Origin of the sequence: Actinoallomurus sp. NPDC050550, assembly GCF_040655075.1 — a bacterium.
Classification (GTDB): Bacteria; Actinomycetota; Actinomycetes; order Streptosporangiales; family Streptosporangiaceae; genus Actinoallomurus.
Window position 1 is genome coordinate 1 of record NZ_JBFAJC010000097.1, and the last position, 18,852, is coordinate 18,852.

General features: G+C 68.7%; 12 protein-coding genes. 8 read left to right on the top strand and 4 right to left on the bottom strand.

Annotated features, from left to right (window positions below):
* Window positions 1-200: 200 nt before the first annotated feature.
* Window positions 201-1,676 carry an endo-1,4-beta-xylanase gene (locus AB0I04_RS53160; protein WP_360904028.1) on the top strand — a complete coding sequence of 492 codons (1,476 nt, stop codon included), beginning with the start codon at window positions 201-203 and terminating at the stop codon, window positions 1,674-1,676.
* Between the two features lie 400 nt (window positions 1,677-2,076).
* Here the strand turns inward: AB0I04_RS53160 and AB0I04_RS53165 are convergent, their stop codons facing one another.
* The 3 genes from AB0I04_RS53165 to AB0I04_RS53175 all read right to left on the bottom strand — a co-directional run bounded on the left by AB0I04_RS53165 (window position 2,077) and on the right by AB0I04_RS53175 (window position 8,089).
* Entirely contained in the window at window positions 2,077-4,455 is a 2,379-nt protein-coding gene (locus AB0I04_RS53165) for a ricin-type beta-trefoil lectin domain protein (protein ID WP_360904031.1), read from the bottom strand.
* Between the two features lie 85 nt (window positions 4,456-4,540).
* Window positions 4,541-6,937 carry a ricin-type beta-trefoil lectin domain protein gene (locus tag AB0I04_RS53170; RefSeq protein WP_360904034.1) on the bottom strand — a complete coding sequence of 799 codons (2,397 nt, stop codon included), beginning with the start codon at window positions 6,935-6,937 and terminating at the stop codon, window positions 4,541-4,543.
* Between the two features lie 345 nt (window positions 6,938-7,282).
* On the bottom strand, window positions 7,283-8,089 hold the full coding sequence (locus AB0I04_RS53175; protein ID WP_360904037.1) for a FadR/GntR family transcriptional regulator: 807 nt from the start codon (window positions 8,087-8,089) through the stop codon (window positions 7,283-7,285).
* A 376-nt stretch (window positions 8,090-8,465) separates the two neighbouring features.
* On the opposite strand from AB0I04_RS53175, the gene AB0I04_RS53180 reads away from it, so the two are divergent.
* The 5 genes from AB0I04_RS53180 to AB0I04_RS53200 all read left to right on the top strand — a co-directional run bounded on the left by AB0I04_RS53180 (window position 8,466) and on the right by AB0I04_RS53200 (window position 14,756).
* Window positions 8,466-9,839: an ABC transporter substrate-binding protein gene (locus tag AB0I04_RS53180; protein ID WP_360904040.1), complete on the top strand. Its 1,374-nt coding sequence runs from the start codon at window positions 8,466-8,468 to the stop codon at window positions 9,837-9,839.
* Entirely contained in the window at window positions 9,836-10,756 is a 921-nt protein-coding gene (locus AB0I04_RS53185) for a sugar ABC transporter permease (protein ID WP_360904043.1), read from the top strand. The genes AB0I04_RS53180 and AB0I04_RS53185 overlap by 4 nt, the downstream gene beginning before the upstream one ends.
* Complete coding sequence (locus tag AB0I04_RS53190; RefSeq protein ID WP_360904046.1) at window positions 10,746-11,696, top strand: carbohydrate ABC transporter permease; 951 nt, start codon at window positions 10,746-10,748, stop codon at window positions 11,694-11,696. The genes AB0I04_RS53185 and AB0I04_RS53190 overlap by 11 nt, the downstream gene beginning before the upstream one ends.
* A gap of 73 nt (window positions 11,697-11,769) precedes the next feature.
* Window positions 11,770-13,719, top strand: coding sequence for a hypothetical protein (locus tag AB0I04_RS53195; RefSeq protein ID WP_360904049.1), 1,950 nt, complete (start codon window positions 11,770-11,772; stop codon window positions 13,717-13,719).
* Window positions 13,716-14,756: an alcohol dehydrogenase catalytic domain-containing protein gene (locus AB0I04_RS53200; protein WP_360904052.1), complete on the top strand. Its 1,041-nt coding sequence runs from the start codon at window positions 13,716-13,718 to the stop codon at window positions 14,754-14,756. Before AB0I04_RS53195 ends, AB0I04_RS53200 begins: the two co-directional genes overlap by 4 nt.
* 44 nt (window positions 14,757-14,800) lie before the next feature.
* Here AB0I04_RS53200 and AB0I04_RS53205 read toward each other — a convergent pair whose 3' ends face one another.
* Entirely contained in the window at window positions 14,801-15,817 is a 1,017-nt protein-coding gene (locus AB0I04_RS53205; protein WP_360904055.1) for a LacI family DNA-binding transcriptional regulator, read from the bottom strand.
* 482 nt (window positions 15,818-16,299) lie between these two features.
* Here AB0I04_RS53205 and AB0I04_RS53210 point away from each other — a divergent pair, with 482 nt between their 5' ends.
* Both AB0I04_RS53210 and AB0I04_RS53215 read left to right on the top strand, forming a co-directional pair.
* Window positions 16,300-17,490: a non-reducing end alpha-L-arabinofuranosidase family hydrolase gene (locus AB0I04_RS53210; RefSeq protein WP_360904058.1), complete on the top strand. Its 1,191-nt coding sequence runs from the start codon at window positions 16,300-16,302 to the stop codon at window positions 17,488-17,490.
* Between the two features lie 150 nt (window positions 17,491-17,640).
* The coding region (locus tag AB0I04_RS53215; RefSeq protein ID WP_360904061.1) for an arabinofuranosidase catalytic domain-containing protein at window positions 17,641-18,852 on the top strand (1,212 nt) is incomplete at its 3' end.

The following is an 18,852-nucleotide window of genomic DNA, read 5'->3' on the forward strand; positions in this document are numbered from 1 at the left end:
CAGCAGCTGGATCAGTGGCCGTGCAAGAACGCGGCCGGTTCCAACCAGGACTTCACTCCCCGCTGACGACCCGGCCTGACCCGGATCCCCCGTTCGCCGGTGGGCGGCCGCCGACGCGAGGTCGCGCCCGCCCACCGGAGTACGACTCCGCGCAGTGAGCGGAGGGAGATTCTCATTCGGAATGGAGGTCGAATGTGACCGTGAGTGAAAGCACGTACAGACACGGGGGTGCCCGGCTCGGCGGCCGAGCCGCCTTGGTGGCCATCGCGGTGGTGGCGATCGTGATGGCGTTCGGCGTCGCTGTGCCGGCGCGGGCGGCGACGACGCTGAAGGGTTTGGCCGAGACGAACGGGCGGTACTTCGGTACCGCGCTGACGGCCGGAGATCTGGGCATCAGCGGCGAGATGAGTGTCGCGACGGCGCAGTTCGACATGGTGACCCCGGGCAACGAGATGAAGTGGGACACGACCGAACCGTCGAACGGGTCCTACAACTTCGGGCCCGGCGACCAGATCCTGAACTTCGCCCAGTCGCACGGCATGCGGGTGCGCGGACACAACCTGGTCTGGCACTCGCAGCTACCGGGCTGGGTTTCCAGCCTGCCCTCCAGCCAGGTCAAGTCGGTGATGGAGTCGCACATCACCACGGAGGCCACGCACTACAAGGGCAAACTGTACGCCTGGGATGTCGTCAACGAGCCGTTCAACGAGGACGGCAGCCTACGCGCAGATGTGTTCTACAACGCAATGGGCAGCGGGTACATCGCCGACGCGCTGCGCACCGCGCACGCCGCCGACCCGAACGCCAAGCTGTACCTGAACGACTACAACATCGAGGGCGAGAACGCCAAGAGCAACGGGATGTACAACCTGGCGCAGTCGCTGCTGTCCCAGGGCGTGCCACTTGACGGCATCGGACTCGAAAGCCACTTCATCGTCGGGCAGGTCCCCTCCTCGCTGCTGGCCAACATGCAGCGGTTCGCCGCTCTGGGGCTGGACGTCGCGGTCACCGAGCTCGACGACCGTATCCAGCTGCCGGCGTCCGGCTCCGCCTTGGCGCAGCAGGCCACGGACTACGGCACCGTGGTCAAGGACTGCCTGACCGTCTCCCGCTGCGTCGGCGTCTCCCAATGGGGTGTCGATGACGGACATTCGTGGATTCCCGGCACCTTCCCCGGATACGGCGCGGCCACCATGTACGACTCCAACTACCAGCCCAAACCCGCCTACAACGCCACCGTCGCCGCTCTCGGCGGCTCACCCGGCGGTGGAGGTGGTACCGACAGCGGCGAGCTGCACGCGGTCGGCGCGGGCAAATGTCTCGACGTTCCGAACTCCAGCACCACGGCGGGCACCCAGCTGCAGGTCTGGACGTGCGCCGGAGCGAGCAACCAGATCTGGACGCGTACCGCCTCGAACGAGCTCACCGTCAACAGCGGCGGCACGACCATGTGCCTCGATGCCTACAACAAGCAGACGTCGGCGGGCACGAAGGTCGAGATCTGGCCGTGCAACGGCGGCACCAACCAGCAGTGGCAGGTCACCGCGAACGGCACTATCACCGGCGTGCAGTCCGGTCTGTGCCTGGACGTGAGCGGCGCGTCGAGCGCGAACGGCGCCTTGGTCGAGCTGTGGTCCTGCAACGGCGGCAGCAACCAGCAATGGACCCTCGGATGACGAGTTGGCCACCGGGGCGGCCAGGCCGCCCCGGTCGACCGAGCGCGTGACAGCAGGAGATGACGGGCGGCGTATCCGTCGCCATGACATCTGAGACCGTGGCCCGGACCGGCACCGCGAGTCGGTCCGGGCCACGCTCTGTCGACGACACGTGAACGTCGCAACGATGAGGGCTCATCGTGCGGGCGAGCATCAATCGGCACCGCGGGTGAGATGAATCGGGTCTGCCGCTGGGCTGCGGGGGTATCGGGATGACCTGCTGCCCTCCGCTATGCGCGCGGGGGATTCACGTCGTTGACGCGACCGCCTTATGACCCACCGAGGAGAGCGCCGGCCGGACGTCTCCGCGCGTCCGGCCGGCGCGGTCAAAGAGCGACTGTCGTGAACGCGGGCTACGGCCTCAGTTCTGGGTCCACTTCTGATTGCTCGCGCCGTTACAGGTCCCGAGGACCATCAGGGTGCCGTTGGCGGTTCCGGAGCCGTTCGGGCTCAGACACAGGCCGGACTGCACGCCGGTGATCGTGCCATCGGCGTTCAAATTCCACTGCTGGTTGGAACCGCCGTTGCAGTCCCAGATGAGCACCCGGGTGCCCGCGGACGTGCCGGCGCCCTCGGCGTCCAGGCACTTGGAGCCGTACACCTGCAACTGCTTCGACGAGGTGGACGTCCACTGCTGGTTGGTCCCGCCGTTGCAGTCCCACAGCTCGACCTGGGTGCCGTTGTTCTGGGAGACGTTCGGGACGTCCAGGCACCGGTCGGAGGCGGCGTTGACCAGCGTGGACGTCGACCCGCCCGTACCGCCGCCCGAGCCGGGGGTGATCTTGAGGTTGTCGAACTGGGCGGTCTCGCCCTGGCTGGTTGCCAGGCCGACCTGGCCGGCTCCGTAGGTCGAGTCGTTCACCGAGCCGACGGCGGTGCCGTCGACGGTGGCGGTGATGGTGCCGCCGGAGAAGCCGATTGCGAGGGTGTGCCACCGGTTCGTGCCGAGCGCGGAGATCGTGCCGCTGCGCAACGTCGTCCACTGTGCGCTGGTGTTGGAGGACAGGATCGACCAGGCGCCGGTGTCGCTGACTCGCAGGTAGTAGGCGTTCAGCCCGTTCGGGTCGCCGGTGCTCTGTGAGCCGGCGCGGCCGATGACCTCGGCGTACCCGGACTTCTCCAGCAGCACGTCGGAGGAGACGGTGTAGTTGTTCCAGTTGGTGTTGCCCAGTAGCGCGTACGGGTCGGAGATCGGCTTCCATCCGATCGCGGCCTGCGTACTCGCCTGGCGGACGCACATGCCGGAACGGCCGCCGCCGCAGGCGCTCGCCTCGAACGCGCCCTGCATGTCCATGAGGTACTTCGCCTCGTGGCCGGCGGTGGAGGAGTCGAAGTCGTCGCTGTACGGGAGGTTGAGCGATCCCTGGGGCGGGCCGGCGGCGGTGCCCTTGCCCTGACCGGTCGTGGTCGTGACGGTGTAGAGGTAGCCGGGCTGGACGGTCAGGGAGTAGTTTCCGCCGGACGGGGTGATGTCGGCGGAGTGCACGAAGTAGTCGGCCTGGTTGCCGGAGTTGAGGTTGGTCGCCCACACGTGCACCTGGCCGGTGGACAGGCCGCCGGTGACGCTGAAGTTCAGGGTCTGGGCGCTCGTGGCGTCCATCGTCTCGATGATCGTGCTGTAGTCGGTGTTGTTCGTCGACTTCAGCGACACATAGCTGCCGTTGTTCCGGTTCCCGCCGAGGTAACCACTGGAGGAGTCGAGGTACTTCCACCCCGGCGCGGTGAACTGGGTGGTGTGCGCCAGCGCCCACGTGTCCTTGCCGACCGCGTAGTGCCCCGACCACGGCTGGTTCGCCAGGATCAACCCCACGGTCGGCCACGGGATGTTCGGCGTGACCGAGGCGATCAGGTCCCAGTTGAGGTAGGCGGTCATCTTCCCGTCGATGTAGGACCGGTTGACGCCCCGGGCCAGCGGTGCGGCGCCCCCGTTGTAGTCCTGCGATCCGTTCTCGCTCGACCACAGCACCTTGCCGGAGTTGATGAAGTTCGACGGCACCGAGCACGAGCTCTGCGCGCTGAGGTACCCGCAGGGGTAGTGCCCGCTCAGCACGTCGACGTCGTTCCGGAAGGTGGCGTTGCTCGCGACCTGGTCGGCCCCGACCCAGGCGCCCGGGTACTGGTCACCGACGATGAGCTTGACGTTCGAGTAGCCGGCCGAGTTCAGGGCGTTCCGGAGGTTGATCGTCCAGTTGACGTCCCAGAGTTTCTCGTTCTGGGCGGCGGTGAGGTAGTCGATCGACAGGTTGTGCTGTTTGGCGCAGCCCAGCCACGACACCAGATAGTTGATCATGTCGGTGGACAGGAACGTGCCGCCCCCGATCCACCCCGGCGCGCCCCAGGCCAGCCCGACCAGCTTGATGTTGGGATTGCGCGCCTTGGCCTGCTCCATGATCCACCACTCGTAGCCGCGGTCGCAGTTCACGTCGCCGCGGAAGTGGGAGTGGCTCGGCTCGGCGCCGCTGGTGGAGTTGGTGTCGCCGCCGATCTCCGCCTTCAGGATCTGCAGGGAGGCGCCGTAGCCGGGCTTGAACAGGTAGTCCAGGATCTGGCCGCGTTGCGGCTCGGGATAGTCGATCAGCAGCCGACTGTTGCCGCCCCCGCCGCTGACCGCGCCGACGCCGTCGAACGTACGGCCGCCCGACGCGCCGTTGACGGTGATCGAGGTGGCCGCTCGGGCCGGCGTCGTCGCGGCGCCCACGACGCCGCTCGCGGCCAGGACGACGCCGACGACCACGATCATTGAGACTCTTAGCCGCCAGAGCAATCGACTGATTCCTGACATGAGGATTCGTCCCTTTCGGGGGTGTGGTTGGGGACTTCGGCGATCAGCTTCGAGTCCATTGCTGGTTGGTGCCGCCGTTGCAGGTCCAGATCTCCACGGCGGTGCCGTTCGCGGTGCCCTTGCCGGTGACGTCGAGGCACAGCCCGGACTCGGTGGCGACGACGGTGCCGTCGGAGTTCAACCGCCATTGCTGGTTGGTGCCGCCGTTGCAGGACCAGATCTCCACCCGGGTGCCTGCGGCGGTTGCGCGGTTCGGCACGTCAAGGCACTCGGATCCGCCGGACACGGTCAGCTGTCCGCTCGAGGTCAGCGTCCACTGCTGGTTCGCCTGGCCGTTGCAGTCCCAGATTTGCACGTAGGTGCCATCGGTCTGGCTTGCGCCCGGCACGTCCAGGCAGCGGCCGGAGCCGACACCGCGCAGGACTCCGGTGTCCCCACCGCCACCGGACGGGGAGCCCGTGCCCGCGTTCGAGATCACGGACTGGGCGCCCGAGGGCCAGGCACCGTTGCTGACCTGGGTGTTGCCGTAGGCCGTGTTTCCGCGGTCGCCGTTGTTGATGTTGGTGCCGCCGTTGCTGTACCAGTTGTTGGTCAGAGTGAGCGTGCCGGTGTTGTTGTTGGCGTTGGCGTTCATCGTGGCCCAGACGCCACCGATGGAGGAGAACACGTTGCCCGTGGCGGTGAAGTACCGTGAGCCCTCATCGAAGTACAGGCCGAAGTAGCCGTTGGTTCGCAGGCAGTAGTTGCCGCTGATGCGCCCGTTCGGGTTCGCCGACAGTCCGTAGATGCATCCGCCATCGTTCATCTGCTGCATGACGTCGTGCACGTAGTTGTCGGTGATCTGGTTGTTCGACGCGGTCGTGGCGGTGCTGTAGCGCGGCTGGTAGTTGTACAGGCCGCGGTTCGCGTAGTCGTTGCTGCCGCCGGCGTCGTTGGCACCCCAGCCGAATCCGTCCGAGATGCCGGAGTACGGCATGTTGTAGACCTCGTTGTGGGAGATCGTGGCGTTGGTGACGTACGTGGGCAGGAACGAACTGCTGTCGCGGTAATCGATGCCGACGTCGTGCACCGTGTTGTAGCTGATCGTGAGGTCCCGGTTGATCATCCGCGAGTCGCTGGGGTGGTGCGCGTCGGCCTGCACGCCGCCGGCCAGGATGGCGCCGGCCGCGTCACCGCTGAAGGTCGACTTGGTAACGGTGATGGAGCTGGCGCCTAGGCCGACGCCGCTGGCGTGGGCGTTGGCGTCGTTGCCGATGCCCATCGCGATCTGGCCCAGGTCGACGAACTGGTCGCCGCTGAAGGCGATGTGGTTGGCGGCCGAGACCTGCACCGCGCCCGGCATCTGGCTCCAGTGCGGCCGGGCGGACTCGAACGCGGTGCAGCCCGAGTTACACGATCCGAACGCCGGCCATGACCAGTTCCCGGCGAGGTAGCCACCGGTCTGCTGGTCCGCGAAGCCCTGGTTGCTGGACGGCCCCAGCCAGCTCGTCCCGGTGAAGGTGATGCCGGAGAAGGAGACGTCGTGGGCGGGGGCGTCGTAGGTGCCGCCGACGTCCAGCAGTGACTGCAGCCTCGGCAACTCCACGTCGGCGCTGCTCATGTTCTGCCCGGACCGCGGAATGTAGTAGAGGGTGCCGGTGCCGGTGTTGAGATACCACTCGCCGGGTGAGTCGAGGAACTCGTAGGCGTTCTCCACGTACAGCGGGCCCGCGCGGAACGGATTGGTGAACGTGTCCCACCCGAAGGTGTTGTTGTTCCAGGCCGGCTGCTGCATCGTGATCTGGTTACCGCCGATGCTCTGCACGGTTACGTACCGGTCGGTCCAAGAACCGATGGCCTCGACCTCGACGCGGTTCTGGTTCGCCAGGTTGTTCAGGTATCCCAGGGCGCTGTTGGAGAAGTGCAGGCCGCTGCTGTTGGAGGTGAAGTCGGAGCGGTTCACCTGGGCACGGGCCCTGATGGCCGGCACGCCGTCGACGTAGAGCTGCCGGGTGTCGAACCCGGTCCCCACGTTCGCCTTCCAGATGTTCTTGGACGAGTCGGCCAGACTCCACCCGGTCACCGCCGTCGCCCCGGTGATCACCGGATGGGCCGACGGGGCGGCCTGCCAGCTGACCGTGTGGCCGTTCGTGCCGGAGTCGGCGGCGGTGAACCGCAGCGGCGCGGCCTGCCGGTAGACGCCGTCGGCGAGCTGCACCACGATGTCGCCGGACATCCCGCCGTTCATCGACCGCACCTCCGCCTGCGCGCCCGCCAGCGAACACGGCTGTGCGGAGGTACAGGCGCTGCCGCTACCCGAGGGTGAGGCATAGATCGTCGTGGTGGCCGCCGAGGCGGGAGCCGCTGGGGAGATGAGGGCGAATGCCGCGGCCAGTCCGACGGCGGCGGCTCTGGCCGCGGCCGCAGGCCTGCGGCGGCCGAACGGAAGTGAAGAAGACATGGCGGGATGCCTCTCGGAACAGGGACGGCATTGCTGATGGCGGCCGGTGATGAATCTCTGTCGAATCGATTCGCAAGCATCAGGTTCGAGCGGATGTTATGACCGGTGATCGAGTGGGTCAATGCCCTTTCATGGGATCTTTCGAATCGATTCGTCGACGCGCAGCGTCGGGTTTCGCGCCGAGCGGGAGGTCGCCGACGGGGTGCGCGGCCGGGCCTGTACCTTCGCGTGGTTCGCGGACACGCGCACTTCCGTGCAGCCCGGCCTTGTGACCGCGGTGCCGCGAGAAGCGATAAGGCCGATCCGGTCAGCCGCGGGTCACTGGACTGTCGCTCAAGGCGGGAATCAGCCGAAGACGCGGCGCTGGATCTCCCGCCGGTAGTCCTCGAGCGTGTTGTCCAGGTGGACGGCGGCGGCGCGGGCGGCCGCGTCCGGGTCGCCGTCGCGGATCGCCTGGTAGATCGCGGCGTGTTCCTCGACCGCCTCTTCCGCGTGGCCGCCGACCGTGCCGTGCAGCCCGATGGCACTGGATTGGCGTTGCAGGCGGCGGGCCTCGCGGACCGCCGCGACGAGGAACGGGTTGTGCGAGGCGGTGGCGATGCCGAGGTGGAAGTCGTCGTCGCCGCGGTCGAACAGCGCGGACTGCCCGGTCGCGTGGCCTTCGCGGCAGGTCTCGTCGGCGGTCTCGATGGCGCGCAGCTCGGCGGGGGTGGCCCGGGTCGCGGCCAACCGGCTGGCCGCGGTCTCCTGTACCCGGCGGAACTCGAACAGCATGTACACGTGGTCGAGGTCCGTCGGCAGGAAGAAACCCTCCCAGCGCGACGAGCCGAGCATGCCCTCGTCGTCGGCCACGTAGAGTCCGCGGCCTTTCTGCACGCGTACCCGGCCGATCGCGGAGAGGATCTTGAGGGCCTCGCGCACGACCGTCCGGCCGGTACCGAGCCGCGCGGCGAGTTCGTTCTCGGTGGGCATGCGGTCACCGGGGCGCAGCCGTAGCTCGGCGATGAGCTCGAGAATCTGTTCTGCCACCAGCTCGTAGCGGGGCCGGTACGCGCCGGCTCGGTGCACGCCGTCCTGTTCCCGCGCGGACCCATCGGCCGGCGCCGATATGGGCGTGCCGTCCACCGGACTGCCTCCTTCGTCGCGGTCCACACCGAGAGTATGACCCATCTCCGCACCACTACGGGGAGCATACATATCATCCGCACTAGAGCGGTCGATAAGTATGACTCATTATCTCGTCTGATCCTGAGGGTCGCGGGGATCAGCAGGTCACAAGGCTCCGATCGTCTTCTCGTCGTAACGTGCTCGAAAAATAGGCATGCTCATCCTCTTGACTGCCGGAGTACGTGAGCGCTCTCATGGGGGCCACGATGAACCGCCCGGTTTGCCGTGATAAGGGGGTGATCGTGGTGGCCGTGCGGACCACCTCGGTCATGCGGGGGCTCCCAGATGAGTCGGACACATATCGCCTGCCGTCGCCTTCAAGATCCGACCAGCGGGCGCCAGTACGTCAGTGGAGCAGCTCATGACAGTGAAGGTCCGCGCCGACGGCGCGAGGACATCGGGCAGGGGCCGACGGCGCGCCGCATTCGTGGCCATCGGCAGCGCATTCGTCCTGGCGGCCGCCGCGGCCTGCGGCAGCGGGTCCGGTGGCACCACCGGCGGCGCCCAGGGCGGATTCCGTGAGGCGCCACAGACCGCCGGTCCGCTGACGGTGTGGGTCGACTCGACGCGACTCGCGGCCGCGCAGCTGTACCAGAAGCAACACCCCACGGTGAAGATGGACATCGTCACCTACGACGGGGACGCCAACGGCTCGAACTACCTGCAGACCAAGGTGAGCCTGTTCAACCGGACCCGCAAGGGCTGGCCGGACGTCGTCTTCAGCACGCAGAACAACGAGGCCTCCTGGGCGGTGCAGGCGGGCTTCACCGCCCCGCTGGACAAGGGCCTGATCCCGCAGTCGACCCTCTCCGGATGGGCGAAGGGCGCCAATGCCCCGTGCACGGTGAGCGGCACGCTGTACTGCCTGCGCAACGACCTGTCCCAGACGGTGCTCTGGTACAACGCCCCGCTCATGAAGAAGTGGGGCTACGAGGTCCCCAGGACATGGGAGGACTTCGAGGCGCTGGGCCAGAAGGTCGCCGCCCAGCACCCCGGCTACCTGGTCGGCTCGGCGGGCGACAGCTTCACCCCGGAGATCTACATGTGGGCCGGCAAGTGCGGCGCCAACCAGATCACCGGCCCCCGGTCGATCACCGTCGACACCACCAGCGCGAACTGCACCCGCATGGCGTCGCTGCTGGACACCCTGGTCAAGACCCACACCATGACGATGAGCAGCGTGTTCAGCTCTGACTTCGACAAGAACCAGGCCGGCAAGGTCCTGACGCTGCCCGGCCCGGCATGGTTCGGCGGCGCGCTCTTCCAAGGAACGTTCAAGACCCCGGCCGGCCAGATCGCGGCCGCCCCGATGCCCCAGTGGTCCGGCGATCCTAACCTCACCGTGGGCAACGTCGGCGGCGGCACCTGGCTGCTGTCGGCGCACAGCGCCCACATCAAGGCCGCCACCGACTTCCTCACCTGGGTGACAACCGCGGACGACTACCAGGGGAAGGTCGCCCCCGGATATCCGGCGTACGCGCCCGCGGCCAGGACGTGGCTGACGAACCAGGCCTCGTCCCACTATTACGCGAACGACATCTCCGGGCCTCTCCAGGCCGCGGCCGGCCAGGTGTGGTCCGGCTGGGGCTACGGCCAGTTCAGCCAGGAGGCGATCTGGGCGGCCACCGTCACCCCGGGCATGACCGCCGGCAAGACCATCGTCTCGCTGCTCCCAGCCTGGAAGACCGCCGTCGCGAACTACGCGCGGGCCGACGGGTACAAGGTCGGCCCGTGAGTACACCCTCCACCACCGTCGGCGGCCGGGCCGGCGCACCGCGCGCACGACGCGCGTGGTGGCCTGGCCGGGCCGGCCACGCCTTCGTCGCCCCGTACGTCGTGCTGCTGATCGCGTTCGGCGTCGTCCCGACGGTCTACGCGATCGACTTCGCCTTCACCGACGCGACGGGTCGCTTCGCGGGCCTGGCGAACTTCACCTCCGCGGCGGCCGACTTCCGGTTCGTCCCGGCGATCGGCCACGTGGCGCTGTACCTGCTCTTCTGGCTCGTCGCGCTTGTCGTGCTGGTGGTCGGGCTCGCACTGCTGCTGCACGGCCTCACCGCGCGCGTCGCCGACAGGACGCTGCGGTTCCTGTACTACATCCCCGGGGCGCTGGCCGGGGCGGCGAGCGTGATGGTCTGGCTGTTCATGCTCGATCCGGCGGTGAGCCCGGCCGGCTTCCTGCTGCGCGCCTTCGGCCTCGGCACCTTCCCCCAGGTCATCGCGCCCGGACACCTGCCCGTCCTGCTCGCCATCATCGCGTTCTGGACCGGCGCGGGCGGCTGGATCGTCGTCATGTACGGCGCGCTGAACACCATCTCCACCGACGTTCTGGAGGCGGCGCGGATCGACGGGGCCGGGCCCTGGCAGATCGCCCGCCGCATCCAGATCCCACTGCTGCGCAAATGGATCGTCTACATGGTGATCCTCGCCTTCGCCGTCGGCACGCAGTTGTTCGTCGAGCCGCAACTGCTGTCGCAGGCGAGCAACGGCGTCGCCGGCCGGGACTACTCACCGAACCAGCTCTCCTACGACTTCGCCTTCCAGAACAACAACGTGAACACCGCCGCGGCCGTCTCGGTCGAGCTGCTGGTGGTCGGGCTCGTGGTCGCGGGCCTGTTCGTCGCCCGATCGGGGTTCTTCGATGCCGACTGACACCCGGCGGCGTCCCACCGTGTCCACCCGTGGCGCCGCAGGGGAGGCGGCGGGCCGGAGACGGCCGCGCAGCGCCGCCCGCCGGCGGCCGCCGAACCCGCTGCGCGCCCTCGTGCTCGTCGCGTTCCTGCTGTTCTTCTTCGTCCCGGTGCTCTGGCTGGCACTGGCCGCCACCAAGACCGACGCGCAGCTCGTGCACGGCAACCCGCTGTCCTTCGGGTCCTGGTCGGCGCTGCGCCACAACTGGGACAGGCTGACGGCCTACCAGGACGACGCCATCTTCCTGTGGCTGCGGAACTCGGCGCTGTACTCGTTCCTCGCCCTCGCGATCACGCTGGCCGTGACGATCCCGGCCGGCTACGCCCTCGCGATGACCGAGTTCCGCGGCCGGCGCACCCTCCTCCTGGCCACCCTCGTCGTGATGCTGATGCCGAACGCGACGCTGGTGGTGCCGCTCTTCCTCGAGATCAACGCGGTGCACCTGGTCGGCTCGATGTGGTCGATCGTGCTGCCGTACTCGTTCTATCCCTTCGGCGTGTACCTGACCTACATCTACTTCAGCACCGCATTGCCCAGGGAGCTGCTGGCCGCCGCGAAGCTCGACGGCTGCTCGGAGTTCGGCGCGTTCCGGCGCATCGCCCTGCCGCTGGCCGCGCCGGTCATCGCGCTGGTCGGATTCTTCGGCTTCGTCGCCAACTGGACCAACTACTTCCTGCCCTACGTTCTGCTGCCCGAGAGCCGCCAGTTCCCCGTTCAGGTCGGTCTCGGAACGCTGCTCGACAACGTCCCCCAGTTCAACCCGACCGCCGGCACGCTCGCGGTCGAGCGGCCCGAGCTCGCCCTGGCGACACTGCTGGCGATCACGCCCGTGCTCGCCATCTTCGTCTTCTCCCAGCGCTTCCTGGTCGCCGGAATGCTCGCCGGTGCGACGAAGGACTGACCCGACCGGCGCGGCGGCATACGGCTCGTACTCCCCGTCGGGTGCGGCCGCGCTCTGGATTGGAGGATCCCGGATGCTCCCCGTCATCACGGCCTCGGTACCGGTGCTCGAACCGCCGGGCTGGGCGATCGAGCAGCGCGGGCTGTTCGACCTGCTCGACCACGCCTGGCGTCGCTTCGCCCGCGACTTCACCGGACCGGACGGGCGGCTGCTCTACAACGGTCGGCTCACGTCGCGGGACGGCGTGGACGACTTCTACGAGACGTTCTTCAACTGGCCGCAGCTGTACCTGCTGGGCGGGGCCGACGACCTGCTCGCCGCGTCCGAGCATCACTGGCACGGCGTGACCCGGCAGCTCACCGAGCTGGGGATGCTGCACGAGGAGTACGAGCGGGGCTACGACTGGTTCCACCAGGGCGAGAGCCTGCTGCTGCTCTACTTCCTGTGCATGGCCGCGCCAGATCGCTGGGCGGAACGGGCGCTGCGGTTCGCCGACCTGTACGCCGACCCGGCGCACGGCAACTACGACCCCGAGCACCGCGTCATCCGGCGCCCGCACAACGGGAGCGACCCGCGGCGGGAGGGGCTCTTCGACGGCGCGGGCTACCCCTGGCTGCCTCAGGAGGCCGCGATGTACGGCTTCCCGCTCGACTGGGTGGTGCCGCCCGGCGCCGGCGAACCGGAGCGCGACCGCGACCCGCGGCTCGGCGAGGAGATGCGCCGCCGCATGGGCACGGGCGACACCGCGGTCAACCTCGCCGCCTCCGGGCTCGTCCTCAACGCCTGGATGCTGTCCGGCGAGCCGCGCTACCGAGACTGGATCGCCGAGTACGTCGGCGCCTGGCGCGAACGCGCGGCCGCCAACGGCGGTGTCATCCCCGACAACGTCGCCCCCGACGGCACGGTCGGCGGCCTGCTGGAGGGCCGCTGGTACGGCGGGCATTACGGCTGGTCCTGGCCGCACGGCTGGTACAGCGTCGGACATGCCGCGATGGTCGCGGCCCTGGCAGGCGCCGCCGCCACCGGCGACGACTCCTTCCTCGATCTCGTACGCCCGGCGCTGGACGAGATCATCGCGCACGGCAAGGTCATGGCCTTCACCGAGGCCGACTCCAGCATCCGGTCGAAATGGACCGTGCAGCTGGCGGAGGACGTGCACACCCCGACCCTGCACGTGCCGTTCCGGTACGGCGACAAGGGGTGGTTCGACCACAACCCGATGCTGATGGGGGTGCCCGCCGCGCTGTGGCACCACTCCGCCTCCGCCTCCGACCGGGAACGCATCGAGCGGCTGCGCGCGGCCTGCGGGTACGACTGGCGGACCGTGCGGTCGTTCCGCAGTAAGGAGGAGGCCGGGCACGAGGAGCCCTGGTTCGCCTTCCTCGCCGGCGACGACCCCGGCTACCCGGAACGGATCCTCGCCGCCGCCCAGGCCCAGGTGCGGCATCGCCTGACCCGCATGGAGCGGTACCGCGGCCGGGAGGTGCCGGAGGCCGACATCCACCTCTGGCAGCAGTCCAACCCCGTCGTGACCGAGGCGCTGGTCCAGCTGACCTGGGGCGGCCCGCAGGTCATCTACAACGGCGGGCTGCAGCAGGCGCGCGTGCGCCACTACGACGCGGACGCTCGCCGCCCCGGTCTGCCGCCGTCGGTGGCGGCCCTCGTCTCCGCCATCGACCCGGACGCGACCATCGTCGACCTGGTCAACCTCGATCCGCAGGCCACGCGCCGCGTCATCGTCCAGGCCGGAGCGTTCGCCGAGCACACGATTCGCACGGTGCGCCACACCGTCTGCAGCGACCCGTCCTGGATCGGCGACCTGTACGACTACGGGCACGGCCGGCCCGTGGTGACGTCCACCGAGACGCGTGCCGGAGGCCCCTGGCTCCTCGTGGAACTGCCCCGCTCGACCTGCGTCCGTCTGACGCTGCGGCTCGACCTGCGCACGCGCCCGCCGTCGTACCGCACCCCGTTCGGCGCGCCGGTCGTCGATGACCCGTCACCCAGGGAGGATCCGCGATGACAGGCCCGGCTCGCCGGCGGCGCGTCGCCTATGCCGGGCCTCGGCGCCTGACGCTCGGCACCGCCGAGCCCACGTCGTTGCCGGCCGACCACGTCCGCGTCGATGTGGCCTACACCGGGATCTGCGGCATCGACCTGCGCATCTTCCACGGCGACATGGACAGCCGGGTGGATCCGCCCCGCGTGATCGGACACGAGATGTCCGGCCGGATCGCACAGGTCGGGCCCGACGTCCGCGAATGGTGGCCGGGCGACCAGGTCACCGTCATGCCGTTGATCAGGTGCGGCGGCTGCCCGGCCTGCCGGGCGGGTCACCCGCACCTCTGCCACCGGCTGATCTTCTTCGGCATTGACGCGCCCGGATGCATGCAGAACAGCTGGACGGTGCCCGCCTCCGCACTGGTCCGGCTCCCGCTCGAGGCGCGCCTCGACCACGCCGCCCTCGCCGAGCCCACCGCCGTGGCCGTGCACGCCGTACGGCGTGCGGGCCTGCGGCCGGGGGAGAAGGCGATCGTGGTCGGCGGCGGCCCGACCGGGCTGCTCGTCGCGATCGTCGCCCGCCGGACCGGAGCCGACGTGCTGCTGGTGGAGGCCGACCCGCACCGCACGTCCGTCGCCGAAGACCACGGCCTGCGCACGATCGACCCGAACGGCGACCGCCTCGCCCTGGTGGTCGGGGAGTGGACCGCCGGCGCGGGCGCCGCGGTGGCCTTCGAGGTCTCCGGCCTCGCGGCCGGTGTCGCCACCGCGGTGGACGTGCTGGCCGTCCGCGGTCGCATGGTGCAGGTGGCCGCGCACCCGGCTCCACGGGAGGTCAGCCTGCCCCGTTTGATATCGCGCGAGCTCACTCTCGTCGGCGCCTGCCTCTACGATCGGGCGGACTTCGAGACGGCCGTGGGCCTGATCGCCGACGGGGACGTCCCTGCCGGGACGCTGATCTCCCGGATCGAACCGCTCGAACGGGCCGTGCAGGCCTTCGACGCGCTCGATGCCGGCATGGGTGTGATGAAGGTCCTGGTCGACTGCCGGGCGGACTGAACGGCATCCCTGCCCAACGCGGAAAATGTGTGGCGTCTCGAAGTTCAGTGCGCTGCGGGCGCCGGACCGGTGCTGTTGCGCAGCGAGATCGGCGGAACGAACAGGTGCTGCCTGGGCGGCCCGTCCGGCTCGGCGATGCGTTCGACGAGGAAGTCGACGGCGGTCGCACCCATGTCCACCGCGGGCAGGTCGGCCGCGGTGAGCTGGGGACGGAACTGCTCGGCCCAGAAGCGCGCGGCGACGCCGGCGATGGAGAAGCGGGCCGGGATGTTCAGCTCGGCATCCTCGAGAGCTCGCTGGACGCCGGGCAGCGCAGCCTCGTTGACCGTCACGACCGCAGTGACCTCGGGGTGGGCGCGCAGGATCTCCTGGACGCACGTCTCGCCGGCCGACGCGTCGTCGGCGCAGCAGAACTCCATCCCTCCGATGCCGTGGCGGGCGACGGCGTCGGCGAAGCCCTCGCGGGCCCGGTGCGCGGGGCCGTAGCCGGAGGCGACGAGCTCGGTGGAGCGGTTGATCAGCGCGATGTGGCGATGCCCGAGGTCGGCCAGATGGTTCACGCATCGGCCGACCAGCGTGGCGTAGTCGACGTCGATCCAACACATCCCCTGCGGCCGGGCGGTGCGGCCGATGGTCACGAACGGCAGCCGCAAGGCCTTCAACCGCCTGACGCGAGGATCGTCCAGGCGGATCTCCATGAGGATGACACCGTCCACGCGGCGCCCGTCGACGATCCGTTCGAAGGAACGGTCGTGGTCGCCGCCGGAAGACGACAGCAGCACGTCCAGATCGGCACGATCGGCGGCCTCCATGACGCTGGCGACGAACTCCAGCTGCATGAGGTTCAGCCGCCCTCGGGCCGGCGGGACGACCAGCCCGAGCGTGCGATTACGGCCCTCCCTCAGTGCCCGCGCGGTGGCGTTCGGGCGGTAGCCCAGCTCGTCGATGACCGCCTGGATGCGCTGCCGGGTCACCTCCGACACCGCACGCTTGCCGCTGAGCGCATACGACACGGTGCTGCGCGACACTCCGGCGCGGCGGGCGATCTCGCCGATGTTCATCGAGCTCCTTCGCGGCGTCGGAGCGACCGGAGCGGGTCGCCGACCGGCCGACCTGTTCGACGGGATCACAACAATCAGTCGAATCGTTTCGTCGATATTCCACGGATTGTAGTCATCCACCGGCTTGTTGGCGAGCAATGCGGCCGGACGTGCATTGTGGGCGGTAGCGTCGCGATCGGCCGGCGCCTTGCCGCTTTTCGGGAGCCGGAGCGATCCGAGAGCCAGGAGTCCGCCGCTTTGAAAGCCCGTGAAAGGCGATCGGACGGTCGGCCGCCTTGTATGGCTCCCCGAGCAGGGGGAACGGGGCCCGTGCGTCGGCGGCCTGTGGCCGGACATTGACCCCCCCGGCCTGCGATCGTAATATCCGGGCGAGTTTCGAATCGATTCGAAAGTCGTGGGAGCCGGTCGCCGCCCACCCGCCGGATGGCCGGATCCGCCGTGTCGCCATCTGCAGCAAGCGAGACGACGAAGTGGGAGAGACAATGCGACGATCTTGGGTCCGTCGGCTCCTCTCGGCGGCCGTGCCGCTGGCCGTCGCCGCGTCCGCCGGCGCGGTGGCGATCATGCCGGCGCAGGCGGCCTCCGGATGCGCGGGGACCTACTCGATCACCGGTCAGTGGCAGGGCGGCGGCAGTAACCCCGTGCCGACCAGTTCTGCGATGGACGGCGTCACCTGCGCCGGCGGGACGATGACCTCCCCGACGCCCAGGGCCGGGGGACTCCCGTCGAGCCTTCACTGGTCGGACCGAGGTCCGCTCATGCGCGCCAAGCCCGCGTCCGGGCACGACATCGTCTCGGTGAAGGACCCGAGCATCGTGCGCCACAACGGGCAATGGCTGGTGTACGCCACGACCGCGGACACCTCCGGTGCCTGGAGCGTCGAGTACACGCACTTCTCCGACTTCTCCCAGGCCGCGACGGCGCCGCAGTACTACCTGAGCGACAACCCGAATATCGGCAACCGGTACATGGCCGCGCCGCAGCTGTTCTACTTCGCTCCGAAGAAAAAATGGTTCCTGGTCTTCCAGCAGGGCCCGCCCGCGTACTCCACCACCGACGATCCGGCCAAGCCGCAGACGTGGAGCACACCCACAGACTTCTTCGCCGGTGACCCGCCCGTGGTGACCCAGCGCGGGCACGGCTGGCTGGACTTCTTCGTCATCTGCGACACCGCGAACTGCTATCTGTTCGGCGCCGACGACGCCGGTGACATCTTCCGGTCCCAGACCACGCTGGCGAACTTTCCGAACGGATTCGGCAACACGACGGTGGTGCTGCACGACGACAACGCCGGCAACGTGTTCGAGGGCACCGCGGTGTACAAGGTCAAGGGATCGAACACCTACCTGATGCTCGTGGAGGGTTTCGACTCGAGCGGCAGGCGGATCTACCGGGCCTGGACGTCGAACAGCCTGGCCGGTTCGTGGACGCCGTACCTGACCTCGGGCACCAACCCGTTCGCGGGCCTCGCCAACACCACGTTCCCAGCCGGGCAGTGGACCGATCACATCAGCCACGGCGAGCTGATCCGCACCGGATACGACCAGAACCTCGAGATCGACCCCTGCCACCTGCAGTTCTTCTACCAGGGCGTCGACCCGAGCAGCACCGGCCTGCCGTACTCACAACTGCCGTGGAAGCTGGGCCTGCTCACCCAGACCAAAGCCTGCTGACAGCGAAGCGACGTCTCCCGCCGGCCCTGACTTCCGTCAGGGCGACAGGGTCCGTGGCCGCCCGAAAACGCAGCCGTTATCGATCAGCACTTCGTTCCCGGCTTGACGCGTCCGCGTCGTTGAGCCGCAGTCCCAATGACGGAGGTCTTCGTGAATCCAGTTTCAAAGGGCCTACCTCGGGCGGTGCGGCTGGCGGTCGCCTGCCTGCTGGCCATGGCGGCGGCCGTGCTCGTCCTCGGCGGGCAGGCGGCGGTCAGCGCCGCTGCGGCGGCCTCGCTCCCGTGCGACCTCTACGCCGCGGGCGGCACGCCGTGTGCGACGGCGCACAGTACGACCCGTGCCCTGTTCGCGTCCTACAACGGTCCCCTCTACCAGATCCAGCGCAAGTCCGACCAGAAGTACCTCGACATCGGCCTGCTGTCGGCCGGCGGGATTGCCGATGCCGCCCCGCAGGTGTCGTTCTGTGCCGGCACCTCGTGCACGATCACGAAGATCTACGACCAGACCGCCAACCACAATGATCTGCCGATCTCCTGGGGCGGCTTGTGGAAGGGACCCGGGCCCAACGGCGCCGACATCGGGGCGGACGCGATGGCACTGCCGGTGACAGTGGGCGGTCACCCCGCGTACGGGATCAAGAACACCCCGGGCACCGGTTACCGGGTCGACCACGCCAAAGGCGTGCCCACGGGCTCCCAGCCGGCAGGCATCTACATGGTGACCTCGTCGAACTACGTGAACCAGTGGTGCTGTTTCGACTACGGCAGTGGCGAGAACTCCCACACCGACACCGGCAACGCGACCATGAACGCGATCGAGTGGGGCACCGCCTGCTGGTTCGGCGGGTGCGTCGGCAGCGGCCCGTGGGTGGAGGCCGACCTGGAGAACGGCATGTACCACACCGGCACCGGCTCAAATAAGGATCCGAACAACTCCGGGGTGCACTTCCCGTTCGTCAGCGCCTGGGAGAAGAACAACGGCACCAGCAATTTCACGCTGAAATATGGCAACGCCGGCAACGGCGGGCTGACGACACCGTATTCGGGGGCGCTTCCCAACGGCTATTCACCGATGCGCGTGGACAGCTCGATCCTGCTCGGCACCGGCGGTGACAACAGCAACAGTGGCCAGGGCGAGTTCTTCGAGGGCGCCGTCACCAACGGCTATCCTTCCGACGCGACCGAGAATGCGGTGCAGGCGAGCATCACGGCTGCCGGGTACGGGTCCGGTGGCGGCGGTGGGAGTTTCCCAGGCGGTTATCAGCAGCTGGTGGTCGGCAATAACGGTCTGTGTCTGGATGTCTACGGCAATACGAGTGCTTCTGGTGCGGCGGTCGATCAGTGGTCGTGTAACGGGCAGTCC